This window comes from Mycobacterium sp., from assembly GCF_036490025.1.
GTDB lineage: Bacteria > Actinomycetota > Actinomycetes > Mycobacteriales > Mycobacteriaceae > Mycobacterium.
This window is the reverse complement of record NZ_DASXEP010000186.1, coordinates 1-13,623: the sequence shown is the minus strand read 5'-3', so window position 1 is coordinate 13,623 and position 13,623 is coordinate 1. Positions and strand designations below refer to the sequence as shown.

The 13,623-nt window shown below is 67.2% G+C and carries 11 protein-coding genes and 1 pseudogene; 10 read left to right on the top strand and 2 right to left on the bottom strand.

From position 1 onward, the window contains the following. A pseudogene (acs, locus tag VGG53_RS21985) lies at window positions 1–1,544 on the bottom strand (acetate--CoA ligase); the annotation flags it as partial. A 225-nt stretch (window positions 1,545–1,769) separates the two neighbouring features. Between acs and VGG53_RS21980 the strand changes: the two are divergent. From VGG53_RS21980 to VGG53_RS21960, 5 genes are all read left to right on the top strand, one after another. Next, entirely contained in the window at window positions 1,770–3,347 is a 1,578-nt protein-coding gene (locus tag VGG53_RS21980; protein WP_331520235.1) for an ABC transporter substrate-binding protein, read from the top strand. Between the two features lies 1 nt (window position 3,348). Then, complete coding sequence (locus VGG53_RS21975; RefSeq protein WP_331520234.1) at window positions 3,349–4,275, top strand: ABC transporter permease; 927 nt, start codon at window positions 3,349–3,351, stop codon at window positions 4,273–4,275. Further along, window positions 4,268–5,152, top strand: coding sequence for an ABC transporter permease (locus VGG53_RS21970; protein WP_331520233.1), 885 nt, complete (start codon window positions 4,268–4,270; stop codon window positions 5,150–5,152). Before VGG53_RS21975 ends, VGG53_RS21970 begins: the two co-directional genes overlap by 8 nt. A gap of 82 nt (window positions 5,153–5,234) precedes the next feature. Further along, the gene (locus VGG53_RS21965; RefSeq protein ID WP_331520232.1) at window positions 5,235–6,890 is read left to right on the top strand and encodes an ABC transporter ATP-binding protein; all 1,656 of its coding nucleotides are present in this window, start codon (window positions 5,235–5,237) and stop codon (window positions 6,888–6,890) included. Continuing rightward, entirely contained in the window at window positions 6,887–7,642 is a 756-nt protein-coding gene (locus VGG53_RS21960; RefSeq protein WP_331520230.1) for an oxidoreductase, read from the top strand. The genes VGG53_RS21965 and VGG53_RS21960 overlap by 4 nt, the downstream gene beginning before the upstream one ends. Window positions 7,643–8,067: 425 nt before the next feature. Here VGG53_RS21960 and VGG53_RS21955 read toward each other — a convergent pair whose 3' ends face one another. After that, complete coding sequence (locus tag VGG53_RS21955) at window positions 8,068–8,916, bottom strand: HAD-IB family hydrolase (RefSeq protein ID WP_331520229.1); 849 nt, start codon at window positions 8,914–8,916, stop codon at window positions 8,068–8,070. A 387-nt stretch (window positions 8,917–9,303) separates the two neighbouring features. Here VGG53_RS21955 and ssd point away from each other — a divergent pair, with 387 nt between their 5' ends. The 5 genes from ssd to VGG53_RS21930 form a co-directional block, all read left to right on the top strand. Next, window positions 9,304–10,392, top strand: coding sequence for a septum site-determining protein Ssd (gene ssd, locus VGG53_RS21950; protein WP_331520228.1), 1,089 nt, complete (start codon window positions 9,304–9,306; stop codon window positions 10,390–10,392). Then, on the top strand, window positions 10,389–11,552 hold the full coding sequence (locus tag VGG53_RS21945; RefSeq protein WP_331520227.1) for a TadA family conjugal transfer-associated ATPase: 1,164 nt from the start codon (window positions 10,389–10,391) through the stop codon (window positions 11,550–11,552). The genes ssd and VGG53_RS21945 overlap by 4 nt, the downstream gene beginning before the upstream one ends. After that, on the top strand, window positions 11,549–12,343 hold the full coding sequence (locus tag VGG53_RS21940) for a type II secretion system F family protein (protein WP_331520226.1): 795 nt from the start codon (window positions 11,549–11,551) through the stop codon (window positions 12,341–12,343). The genes VGG53_RS21945 and VGG53_RS21940 overlap by 4 nt, the downstream gene beginning before the upstream one ends. After that, a complete protein-coding gene (locus VGG53_RS21935) occupies window positions 12,343–12,933 on the top strand; it encodes a type II secretion system F family protein (RefSeq protein ID WP_331520225.1) in 591 nt (196 codons plus the stop codon). The genes VGG53_RS21940 and VGG53_RS21935 overlap by 1 nt, the downstream gene beginning before the upstream one ends. A 150-nt stretch (window positions 12,934–13,083) precedes the next feature. Then, on the top strand, window positions 13,084–13,623 hold a 540-nt coding region (locus VGG53_RS21930; protein WP_331520224.1), incomplete at its 3' end, for a recombinase family protein.

The following is a 13,623-nucleotide window of genomic DNA, read 5'->3' as shown; positions in this document are numbered from 1 at the left end:
CCCGTCGGCGTCGTACCGAGCGCCGTCGCCGGCGAAGTACCACCCTTGCTCGGCGAACTTCGACCAGTAGGTCTCCCGGAAGCGGTCGTCGTCGCCCCAGATGCCGCGCAGCATCGACGGCCAGGGCTGGTCGAGAACGAGGTATCCACTGGTGTGCTCGCCCTCGTCGGACGACGGCGGGAGGAGTTGATTGCCGTTGTCGTCGACGATCTTCGCCGAGATGCCCGGTAGCGGGGTCATCGCCGAACCCGGCTTGGCGGCAGCGACGCCGGGCAGCGGGGAGATCATCGCCGAGCCGGTTTCGGTCTCCACCAGGTGTCCACGATCGGGATGCTGTCGCGGCCGATGACCTTGCGGTACCAGCGCCAGGCCTCCGGGTTGATCGGCTCGCCGACCGTCCCCAGTAACCGCAGGCTGGACAGGTCGTGAGCATCCGGGATGTCGCGTCCCCACTTCATGAACGTCCGGATCATCGTCGGTGCCGTGTAATAGATTGTCGCCCCGTACTTTTCGATGATCTGGAAATGTCGGTGCTGGTCAGGGGTGTCCGGCGTGCCTTCGTAGATGATCTGGGTGACGCCGTTGGACAGCGGCCCGTAGACGCTGTAGGTGTGCCCGGTGACCCAGCCGATGTCGGCGGTGCACCAGAACACGTCGGTGTCCGGCTTGGTGTCGAAGATGTTGTGGTGGGTGTAGGACGTCTGGGTGAGGTAGCCGCCGCTGGTGTGCACGATGCCTTTGGGCTTGCCGGTGGTGCCCGAGGTGTACAGCAGGAACAGCGGATGCTCGGCGTCGAACGCCTCGGCGTGGTGTTCGGCCGATGCGGAGTCGACGACGTCGTGCCACCACAGATCGCGGCCCTGCGTCCAGGGCACATCGATGCCGGTGCGCCGGACCACCAGGACATGCTCGATCGTGTCGGCGTCGGCGACCGCTTGGTCGGCCCCCTCCTTCAATGGCGTGGGCTTGCCACGCCGGAACTGCCCGTCGGCGGTGATCAGGAGTTTGGCCTCGGCGTCGGCGATCCGGGCGCCCAGCGCGGTGGCGGTGAACCCGGCGAACACGACGCTGTGCAGCACGCCCAGTCGCGCGCAGGCCAACATCGCGACCACGGCTTCGGGGATCATCGGCAGATAAATCGCGACGCGGTCCCCGGCGACCAGCCCCAGATCGGCCAGCGCATTGGCGGCTTTGCTCACCTCGGTCTGCAGATCGCTGTAGGTCAAGGTGCGGTCTTCGCCGACGCGCTCGCCTTCGAAGTAGATGGCCACCCGATCGCCGTTGCCGGCTTCGACGTGCCGGTCCACGCAGTTGTAGGTGACGTTGAGCTTGCCGTCAGTGAACCATTTGGCAAACGGCGCCGCCGACCAGTCCAGTACTTCGGAAAACGGTGTGGCCCAAGACAATCGGTTGGCCTGCTCGGCCCAGAACGTCAGCCGGTCCTGATCGGCCTGTCCATACAGCTCGTCGCGGGCGTTGGCCTGCGCGGCGAACTGTGTCGACGGTGGATATGACGTCGGTGCCTCGGTGTGCGTCTCGCTCACCCGCACGAGCGTAGTCCGGCGACGATGCAGCCGGTAAGGCTGAGGAGGAGTCGGACCATCAAACGGACTCCGGCGACGATGCAGCCGGTAAGGCTGAGGAGGCGCGGACTCAGTCGAGTCGGTTTTGGAAGCGCTCCAAGCAGTACAGTCGCGCCGGAGTGGGGTATGAGACCGTGCTGACCGAAGGAGGACGGCTTGCATCGGTTGTGCGCAGCAGCGGTCGGCATGCTGCTGGCGGCTGCGTCGCTGACCGGCTGCGGGGCGGGCAACGTCCGGACCGATGTAGTGATCGTCAATGCCGGCGAGCCGCAGAACCCGCTGATCCCGACCAATACCAATGACACCAACGGGGGCCGGATCATCGACCGGCTGTTCGCCGGTCTGACGTCCTATGACGCCAAGGGCGCGCCCGCACTTGAAGTTGCTCAGTCGATCGAGACCACCGACGACGTCAACTACCGGATCACCCTCAAACCCGGCTGGACGTTCAGCGACGGATCACCGGTCACGGCGCACTCGTTCGTCGACGCCTGGAATTACGGCGCGCTGGCCACCAACGCTCAACTGCAGCAGAGCTTTTTCAGCCCGATCGCCGGCTTCGACGAAGTGGCCGCACCGAAGCCGACGGCGAGCACGATGGCGGGCCTTCAGGTGGTCAACGACCACGAATTCACCGTTCGGCTCAAGGGTCCGACGATCGATTTCACGCTGCGGCTAGGATTTTCGCCGTTCTACCCGCTGCCCGATGCCGCGCTGAAGGATATGCCGGCATTCGGCCAGCACCCGATCGGCAACGGCCCGTACCGACTTGCCGACGAGCGGGGAATCCCGGCCTGGCAGCACAACGTCAAGCTCGACCTTGTCACCAATCCCGGCTACCACGGCAACCGGATGCCGCAGAACAAGGGCCTGCGGTTCGTCTTCTACGCCAACCTCGACACCGCTTACGCCGATCTGCTGTCGAGCAATCTCGATGTGCTGGACACGATTCCGCCCAGTGTGCTGACCATCTACCGCAGAGACCTCGGCGACCGCGCGGTCACCGCGCCCGCGGCGGTCAACCAGACGCTGGACACCCCCTTGCGACTTGCACACTTCTCCGGCGAAGAAGGGCGGCTGCGCCGGCTTGCGCTCTCGGCAGCGGTCAACCGCGACCAGATTTGTCAAAAGATCTTCTCCGGCGCACGCGCACCCGCACGCGATTTCACCGCTAGTTCGCTACCTGGATATAACCCCGACATCGAGGGCAACGATGCGCTGAACTTCGACCCGGACCGTGCTCGACGGCTCTGGTCGCAGGCCGATGCGATCTCGAAATGGACTGGCCGCTACGCGATCGCCTACAACGCCGACGGCTCCCACCAGGAGTGGGTGGACGCGGTGGCCAACAGCATCAAGAACACCCTGGGTATCGACGCCGTCGGGGCTCCGCAGCCGACCTTCGCCGGTTTCCGGACCCAGATCACCGGCCGCACGATCGGCACCGCGTTCCGTGCCGGGTGGCAGGGTGACTTCCCGTCGATGCTGGAGTTTCTAGAGCCATTGTTCGTCACCGGCGCGGGCGCCGATGACGTCGGCTACTCCAACCCCCGGTTCGATGCCGCGATGGCCGCCGCCGAAGCGGCCCGCGACCTACCGCAATCATTCGCGATCGCCAACGCGGCACAGCGAATCCTGTTGCAGGACATGCCCGTTGTGCCGCTGTGGTACACCGTCGCCGTCGCCGGACGATCACCGGCGGTCAGCCACGTTACGCTGACCTGGAACGGTCTGCCCGACTACGAACACATCGTGAAGGCCTGACATGGCGTGGTACATCGCCCGGCGCATCGGGGCCATGGTCCCGGTCTTTCTGGGGGCCACGTTGCTGATCTACGGCATGGTTTTCCTGCTGCCCGGTGACCCGATCGCGGCGCTGGGCGGCGATCGTCCGCTGAGCCCTGCGGTGGCCGCGCAACTGCGTGCGCAATACCATCTCAACGATCCATTCTTGTTGCAGTATCTGCATTACCTCGGCGGCATCCTGCACGGCGATTTTGGTCACGCCTACTCCGGTCTGCCGGTCAGTACCGTTCTGGCGCAAGCATTTCCGGTTACCTTCAAGTTGGCATTGATCGCGCTGGCGGTAGAAGCGCTGTTCGGCGTCGGGTTCGGGGTGATCGCCGGGCTACGCCAGGGCGGGGTATTCGATGGCGCCGTGCTGATCGTCAGCCTGATCATCATCGCGATCCCGATCTTCGTGCTGGGCTTCCTCGCGCAATTCGTCTTCGGGGTCCGGCTCGGTATCGCGGCGGTGACGGTGGGCGATCAGCCGACGTTCGGCCGGTTGCTGGTGCCTGGAATCGTGCTGGGCGCCGCCTCATTCGCGTACGTGGTGCGGCTGACCCGGTCCGCAGTGGCCGACAATGCGCACGCCGACTATGTGCGCACCGCCGCCGCTACGGGATTGTCGCGGCCCCGGGTGGTGACCGTGCACATCCTGCGCAACTCACTGATCCCGGTGGTGACTTTCCTCGGCGCGGACCTGGGCGCGCTGATGGGCGGTGCGATCGTCACAGAAGGGATCTTCAACGTCCACGGAGTCGGCGGCCTGCTCTACCAAGCCGTCACCCGTCAAGAAGCGCCGACCGTGGTGTCGATCGTCACGGTGCTTGTCGTCGTCTACCTGGTGACGAATTTGGCCGTAGACCTGTTGTACGCGGCACTGGATCCCCGGATTCGCTATGGCTGACCGGATTACCGAAGTGCCTGTCGGCACCGGGTTTTGGCGTGACAGCTGGCGCGGGTTGCGTCGCCGTCCGAAATTCCTCATCAGCGCGGCGCTGATCGCGTTTGTCATGGTCGTCGCCGTGTTTCCGTCGTTGTTCACCGGGGCCGATCCCGGCTACGCCAATCCCGACCAGAGCCTGCTGGCGCCGTCAACGGCGCATTGGTTCGGCACCGACTTGCAGGGCCATGACATCTACGCCCGCACCATCTATGGCGCCCGCGCTTCGATCACCGTTGGCCTTGGCGCCACCGCGCTGGTGTTACTCGTCGGTGGGGCGCTCGGGGCGCTGGCCGGTTTTTACGGCGGCTGGATCGACGCGGTGGTGTCCCGGATCGCCGACGTATTCTTCGGTATCCCATTGCTGCTGGCCGCAATTGTGCTGATGCAGGTCATGCATCATCGCACCGTGTGGACGGTGATCGCGATCCTGGCGCTATTCGGTTGGCCGCAGATAGCCCGGATCGCTCGCGGTGCGGTGCTCGCCGTCCGCGGCAGCGATTATGTGCTGGCCGCGAAAGCGCTGGGGCTGAGCAAATTCGGCATATTGGTGCGCCACGCGGTGCCCAACGCCATCGGTCCGGTCATGGCGATGTCCACGATCGCGTTGGGACTGTTCGTCGTCACCGAAGCCACGCTGTCCTATCTCGGGGTCGGGTTGCCGCCGTCGGTGGTGTCGTGGGGCGGCGACATCAACGTCGACCAGATTCGGCTGCGAGCCGGATCGCCGATCTTATTCTATCCCGCTGGCGCCCTGGCCATCACCGTGCTGGCCTTCATGATCATGGGCGACGTATTGCGTGATGCCCTGGACCCGACGTCACGGGCGCAGCGCCGATGAGCCGCGCCGACGTCACGGGCGCAGCGCCGATGAGCCGCGCCGGCGACGATGCAGAGCGCAGCGATGAGGAGAAGCGGCGCCGATGAGCACAGCCGAGGCGCCACTGCTGGCCGTCGCCGGCCTCGAGGTCAAGTTCGGCGACGACGTCGCGGCAGTCCGTGGCGTGGATCTTGCGGTGCGTGCCGGGCAGACGATCGCGATCGTCGGCGAATCAGGTTCGGGGAAGTCCACTACCGCCGCGGCGATTCTGGGGCTACTGCCGCCGGGCGGGCAGATCACGGCCGGCCGCATCGAGTTCGACGGCGTCGACCTCACCACCGCCGGCCGGCGGCAGCTTCGAGCCGTCCGCGGCGCCGGCATCGGCTACGTGCCGCAGGACCCGATGACCAACCTGAACCCGGTATGGAAAGTGGGCTTTCAAGTACGAGAAGCGTTGCGCGCAAACAATATCAAAGGAGCCGGACCGCAAGCGATTCAACTGCTCGCCGATGCGGGCATGCCCGAGCCGGGACTGCGGGCCCGGCAGTACCCGCACCAATTGTCCGGCGGCATGTGCCAGCGCGCGCTGATCGCCATCGGGCTGGCCGGCCGACCGCGGCTGCTGATCGCCGACGAGCCGACTTCGGCGCTCGACGTCACCGTGCAGCGCCAGGTGCTCGATCACCTGCAGCACCTGGCAGGCGAACTGGGCACCGCGGTGTTGCTGATCACCCACGACCTTGCACTGGCCGCCGAACGGGCCGAGCGACTGATCGTCATGCATCAGGGGGTGGTCGTGGAAGCCGCTGCGGCACAGGCGATTCTGTATGACCCACAACATCCCTACACCCAGCGTTTGGTGGCAGCCGCACCGTCGCTGCGCAACGTGCCCGGCGCGAGGCGGATCGTGCCTGCTGTGGACGGGAACGCCGAAGGGAACGAATCACCGGACGTGATCGTCGCCTCCGCGCTGACCAAGGTCTACCGGCCGTCCCGGGGAGCGCCGTGGCGCAAGATGGAGGTGCGTGCCGTCGACAATGTGTCGTTCCGGTTGCGCCGGGCCACGACGCTGGCCGTCGTCGGCGAATCCGGCTCGGGAAAGTCCACCCTGGCCCGGATGGTGCTTGGTCTGCTTCAACCCAGCTCGGGCACAGTGCTTTTCGACGGACTCGATGTGTCAGACACCGCATCGTTGAGCCGGCGCGATACGCTGGCGTTTCGCCGTCGAATACAACCGGTGTTCCAAAACCCTTACGGCAGCCTGGATCCCATGTACTCGGTGTCGCACATCATCGAGGAACCGCTGCGCATCCATCGGATCGGTGACCGCAGACGACGTCAGCAGACTGTTCGCGAATTGGCCGAGCAGGTGGCGCTCCCGTCGTCGCTGCTGAACCGGCGCCCGCGAGAGCTGTCCGGAGGTCAGCGTCAGCGGGTCGCGATCGCGCGGGCGTTGGCGCTACAGCCCGAGGTACTGGTCTGCGATGAGGCGGTCTCCGCGCTTGACGTCGTGGTGCAAGCGCAGATCTTGGAGCTGCTTGCCGAGCTGCAAGCGGTTCTCGACCTGACGTATCTGTTCATCAGCCACGACCTCGCGGTGATACGGCAAATCGCCGACGACGTCATGGTGATGCGCGCGGGCCGGGTCGTCGAGCATGCGGCTACCGAGGATGTGTTCACCTCGCCGCGTCACGAGTACACCCGGCAACTACTGGCCGCTATCCCGGGTGCCGGGGCTGGCTATCCTGACAGCTCATGACTCCTGACCCGCTGGCTCCGCTGATGGACCTGCCCGGTGTCGCCGCCGCCAGCGACCAGGCGCGTGAGGCGCTCGGCCGGGCGCATCGGCACCGCGCCAATCTGCGGCGCTGGCCGGTGACCGCCGCCGAGGCGGCGCTGCGGTCGGCGCGGGCCTCGGCGGTGCTGGACGGCGGCGGCCGAAAACTCGACGATCAACTCGACGTCTCGGTGATGGCAGACCCGGTCTTTGCCGGAGCGCTGCGCGTCGCCCAGGCCCTCGAGGGTGGCGAGACCAACCTGGTCGGGGTGTGGCAGCGTGCTCCGTTGCAGGCGCTGGCGCGGCTGCACATGCTGGCCGCTGCCGACCGGGTCGACGAGAGCCGGCTGGGCAGGCCGCGCCCGGAAGCAGACGTCGGGCCCCGGTTGGAGTTGCTCGCCGAGATCGTGACCGGCGGTAGCCGGGCGCCGGCGCCGGTGATCGCCGCGATCGCACACGGCGAGCTGCTGACCCTGGCTCCGTTCGGCAGCGCGGACGGAGTGGTCGCGCGCGCGGTCTCGCGATTGGTGACCATCGCGACCGGTCTCGACCCGCACGGGCTGGGTGTCCCGGAGGTCGGGTGGATGCGCCGCGCCGCCGACTACCGGGAGGCCATGCGCGGGTTCGCGGCCGGCACACCCGAAGGCATGACCGCCTGGTTGGTGCTGTGCTGCCGGGCCATGCGTACCGGCGCGCAGGAGGCGCTCTCGATTGCTGAATCGCTCACCGCGTAGGTAGCGGCGGGCGACCCAGACGAATAAAGCGGGCGGCTTACCGAAGCATTCGGCTCGCCGCCCGCTAGCACGGAACCCGGTTACCATGCGTGCAACTGTGGGCTGCGTGGGATGGCCTCGGCGATCTTGCGACGCTTCCGGTTGCGGCCCCACCCAAAGGGCCATCGATACCATCCACTTTTCGCAATTTCGCAGGCCCGCAACACTTCTGCCATTATCGCGGCTGTGACTCCGCGTGGGTGCCGGGAACCGTGCTCGGTTGCCCCGTTCGGGAGATAGGCCCTTCTCTTCCGGACCGACCTTGGCCGCACCGGGCTTCCGTGAATCCTTTGTACTACGTGATCCCCGTCACATCAAGAGCCAATTGCGGTTAAAAAGCTGAAGCGATGCCGACCCGTGACGTCGTTAGTTTGCTGGAGCGTCGGCTACAGCGACAGTCGACGCAGCAGCGAGTAGGTCAGCGCCCCGGCGGCCAGCGCGCTGATGCCGACCGCGGCGGTGGTGGCGACCGCGGCTCCGGACGGCGCCGGGATACGGTCGCGCAGCGACACCGGCCGGGAGAACGTCAGCACCGGCCAGCCGCGGGCGGCCGCTTCCCGCCGCAGCGCGCGGTCGGGATTGACCACGCTGGGATGGCCGACCACCTCGAGCATCGGCATGTCGGTGATCGAATCGGAGTAGGCATAGCAGTGCTCGAGCGGATAGCCCTCGCGCGCGGCCAACTCGCGGATCGCCTGCACCTTGCCTTCGCCGAAGCAGTAGAACCCGATGTCGCCGGTGTACCTGCCGTCCTCGACTACCATTCGGGTCGCCATCGCGTGGGTGGCGCCCAGCGCGCGGGCGATCGGCGCGACCAACTCCTCACCGGATGCCGAGACGACCACGACGTCGCGGCCGCACAGCTTGTGGCTGGCGATCAAGTCGGCAGCCTCGGCGAACACCAGCGGCGTGACGATGTCGTGCAGCGTCTCGTTGACGATCGACTTGATCTGCTCGACGTCCCAGCCGGTGCACATGTTGGTCAGGTGGATGCGCATTCGATCCATCTGGTCGTGGTCGGCGCCGGAGAGCAGGAACAAAAACTGGGCGTAGCTGGACTTGAGGACGGCCCGCCGGTTGATCAGACCTTGCGCGAAGAAGGGTTTGCTGAACGCCAGGGTGCTGGATTTGGCGATGATGGTCTTGTCGAGATCGAAAAAAGCTGCCGTGCGCGGACTGGGGCTACCGGGGGCCGACGATGTTTGCTGGTCAGCGGCCGAGTCGGAGACGGTCACCGCCCCAGCATAGGGCGGTGCGCCGGCAAATCGCGACGCTGTCGGTAAAACCCCCGGTCAAACATGGTTCGGCTGCGCGTGACGGCGGCAATACTGTTGGTTCAGCTACTTAAAGGTTGTACTTATCGTTCGCAAAGAACACTTGCGCTGCGTAACGCTGTCATGTGTATAGTAAGAATCACTCGGCTTAGCCGAGGGTGTATCAGCCCGACCCCCCGGGGCTGATACACGACGACCCTCGCCTCCTCCCCCCCTGGCGGGGGTCGTCCCTTTTGTCGGGCAATCCTTAGCTTGATCGGCAGCGGTGGTCTGCACACAGACCCGGTGTTGTCCACAAATCCTGTCGCGCGACTGGCGGTGTGTGCCGCGCCCCGGCACGGTGGGCCGATGACGATCACCGACGCGCGGGGGATTCTGGCCGTGCTTGCCGAGCCCGTACTGCGCGATGAGCTGGACCGGGTCGCGGCGGCCGTCGGTGTGCGAGTTGTACACGCCGGCAGCGAATTACCGGTGAGCAGGAAAGCGTGGTCGGCGGCATCAGCGGTCGTCCTGGACGAGGCCGCAGCTTTTGGATGCGCAGTCACCGGACTGCCGCGCCGCGCGCATGTGATCGTAGTGACCGGCAACGAACCGACACCGCCGACATGGGCCGCGGCGATCGAAGTGGGCGCCGGGAACGTGCTGAAACTCCCTGCGCAAGAACATGATCTGGTGCGCGAGCTCGCCGACGCCGGTGAAACAGCGCGCGACGACGGTGCCCGCGGAGCAGTGCTGGCGGTGATCGGCGGGCGTGGCGGGGCGGGCGCTTCGCTGTTCGCAGTCGCGCTGGCGCTGACGGCCGGCGATTCCCTGCTGGTCGATGTGGATCCCTGGGCCGGTGGTGTCGATCTACTGGTCGGCGCCGAGACCACGCCCGGTGTGCGCTGGCCGGACCTGGCCCTGCGGGGCGGCCGGCTGACTTGGTCGGCGGTGCGCGATGCGTTACCGCAACGCCACGGGGTCAGCGTGCTGTCGGGCACGCGGCACGGCCACGAGTTGGACGCGGCCGCAGTGCAAGCGGTCGTCGACGCGGGCCGCCGCGGCGGGGCAACCGTGATCTGCGACCTTCCGCGTCGATTGACCGACGCCGTTGAAACTGCTTTGGACACAGCCGATCTCGTTGTCATTGTCAGCCCGTGTGACGTGCGGGCGTGCGCCGCCACCGCGACGATGGCCCCGGTGCTCGCCGGTATCAACCCCAACATCGGGCTGATAGTCCGGGGTCCGTCGCCGGGTGGGCTGCGGGCAGTCGAGGTGGCCGCGATCGCCGAGGTGCCACTGCTGGCGTCGATGCGGCCCGACCCTCGGCTGGCCGAGCAGCTCGAGCACGGCGGTCTGCGGTTAGGGCGTCGCTCGGCGCTGGCGGCCGCGGCCCGGCGGGTGCTCGCCGTCCTGCCGGCACCTTCGGCTGCCCAAACCCAAGGCCGCGCGGCGTGACCGGGTCGCTCATCGACCGGGTGCGCGAGCGGCTGGCGACCGAGTCCGCGCCACTGCGCCCCAAGGTGGTGGCCGATGCGATCCGGGCCGAATCGGGCGGGGTACTCGGCGACACGGAGCTGCTGGGTAATCTGCGGATACTGCAGACCGAGCTGACCGGTGCGGGCATCCTCGAGCCGCTGTTGTGCGCCGACGGGACGACCGACGTGCTGGTCAGTGCGCCGGACGCGGTTTGGGTCGACGACGGAAACGGGTTGCGGCGCACGAATATTCAGTTCACCGACGAAGCTGCTGTGCGGCGCTTGGCGCAGCGTTTGGCGCTGGCGGCCGGCCGGCGTCTCGACGATGCGCAGCCATGGGTGGACGGTCAGCTGACCGGGTTGGGCACCGGTGGCTTTGCGGTCCGGCTGCACGCCGTCCTGCCACCGGTCGCCGCGGGTGGCACCTGCCTGTCGTTGCGAGTGCTGCGGCCGGCCACCCAGGGTCTGTCCGCGTTGGCCGCGGCCGGCGCCATCGCGCCCGCGGCCGCAACACTGATCGACGACATCATCGCGGCCAGGCTGGCGTTCCTGGTCTCCGGCGGCACCGGCGCCGGCAAAACCACGCTGCTGTCGGCGATGTTGAGCGCAGTGCCGGCCGATGAGCGGATCGTGTGCGTCGAGGATGCCGCCGAGCTGGCGCCTCCGCATCCGCACCTGGTCAGGATGGTGGCGCGGTGCGCCAACGTCGAGGGCGTCGGCGAGGTCACCGTGCGCCAACTCGTTCGTCAGGCATTGCGGATGCGGCCGGACCGCATCGTGGTCGGCGAGGTCCGCGGTGCCGAGGTAGCCGATCTGCTCGCCGCACTCAACACCGGTCACGACGGTGGTGCGGGCACGGTGCACGCCAACAATCCCGGCGAAGTCCCGGCCCGATTGGAAGCGTTAGGCGCACTCGGGGGTCTGGATCGTGTTGCGCTGCATAGCCAACTCGCCGCGGCGGTCCAGGTGCTCCTGCACGTTGCCCGCGATCGCGGCGGTCGACGGCGACTCGGCGAGATCGCCGTGCTGCGCCACACCGACGCAGGGGTGTGCGCGGTCACCGTGTGGCACGCCGACCGCGGACTGACCGACGAGATCACCGCCCTGCGCCGAATGGTGCAGAACCGGATGCCGTCATGACGGGAGCGGCTACCGCCGCGCTGGCGTTGTCCGCCGCGGTGCTGGCGCTTCCGTCCTCACCGCGCCGACGCCTGGACCATGGTGGCCGGCGCCGGCTGCGGTTCTCCCGGCAGGCGACGGGCTGGGCGGTCGCGGGTGCGTTCGCCGCAGCGGCCGTATTGCTGCCGCTGACAACGACTTTGGCGGCCGGGATCCTCGTCGCAACGTTGTCCCTGCGTTATCGCCGTCGCAGGCGTAGCGATCGGGGAATGGACGAATGCCGGGAGCTGGAGACCACGCTCGAGGTTCTGGTGGGCGAGCTACGGGTCGGCGCCCACCCCGCGGCCGCTTTCGCGGTCGCCGCAGCAGAAACGGCCGGCCCGGTCTCCGGTGCGTGTGGGGCGGTGGCCGCCCGTGCCCGGCTGGGTGCCGACGTCACCGCGGGCTTGCGCGGCGTGGCCGGAACCTCGGCGCAGCCGGCGCAATGGGAGCGGCTGGCGGTGTGCTGGCAACTGGCCGCCGATCACGGCTTGGCGATGTCCACCCTGATGCAGGCAGCACAACGCGATATCGCTGAGCGACAACGGTTCTCAGGCCAGGTCCGGTCAGGCATGGCGGGCGCTAGGGCGACGACGGCAATCCTCGCGAGTCTTCCGGTGCTGTCGGTGTTGATGGGCCAGCTCATCGGCGCACGGCCGGTGGCGTTCCTGTTGGGCGGGCGGCTGGGCGGCATGCTATTGGTCCTCGGGCTGACGCTGGTCTGCGGTGGGCTGTTATGGGCGGACCACATCACCGATCGGGCGGTGGCGTGATGACCGCCGCGGCGGTGCTGCTTGCCGTGGCATTACTGAGCGACGCCGGACCGTCGATCGTGCGGGCCCGCACCGGGATACCGGGCCGCGCGCCGCGGACACGGCGGCAATCGGGGCGTGGTCCGGATCCGTTGGCCGTCGCATCGAGCCTGGACGTATTCGCGGTATGCCTGGCCGCGGGCATGGCGGTGTCGACTGCGGCAGCCGCGACAGCCCCATCGGCTCCACCGCTACTGGCTCGGGTGCTGCGCCGGGCGGCCGACCTGTTGGCGCTGGGTGCCGATCCGGCCGTCGCATGGTGCGTGCCGCCCGGTCGGCGATCCAGTTCGCTCGACCCGCAGACCGACGTGTTGTTGCGGTTGGCGCGCAGGTCATCGGTGTCGGGTGTGGCTCTGGCCGAAGCGATGTCGGAACTCGCGAGGCAATGTCGTCAAGACGCCGCGCACACCGCTGCCGCGGCTGCCGAGCGTGCCGGGGTGCTGATCGCGGGTCCGCTCGGTCTGTGCTTCCTGCCGGCATTCGTGTGCCTGGGAATCATTCCGGTGGTGGCGGGGCTGGCCGGTGACTTACTGCAGTCGGGCCTGCTGTGACGGCGCCTACGGACTCCGCCTCGGATAACAAAGGAGAGAAATATGAAGGCAGGAAACATCTTTCAAGCGCTCAAAGCGCGCGCCACATTGTTGGCGGTGGACGAGACGGGGATGTCCACGGTCGAGTACTCGACAGTGTAGTTTTACAACGTGCGTCGAGCCCTGATTGCAATCCGACTTTCCCGCGTGACGGACGCTACTACGTCCCCCGAGAGGCAGCTTCAAACCTGCCGCGAGCTGTGCAGCAAACGCGGTTACGAGGTCGTAGGTGTCGCTGAGGACCTGGACGTTTCGGCGGGGAAAACCTCTCCGTTCGACCGCCCGCAGCTCGGGGACTGGTTGAAGAATCGCCCGCACGAGTTCGACGTGCTGGTGTTCTTCCGGGCCGACCGGATCGTCCGCAGGTTGTTCGACCTCGCGGACCTAATCCGTTGGGGCCGAGACCATTCTGTCACGCTGGTCTCTGCTACCGAATCGTATTTCGACCTCTCGACAGACTTCGGCGACATCATCGCCCTGCTTGTGGCGAAGGTGGCCGAGATGGAGCTAGCGGCCATCTCCGAGCGCAACGCCTCGGCCGCGCAGTACAACATCCGGGCCGGCAAATACCGAGGCGGTATGCCCCCGTGGGGGTACCTCCCGGACGACAGCTCGGGAGAGTGGCGACTCGTCCAAGATCCTGAGCAGGTA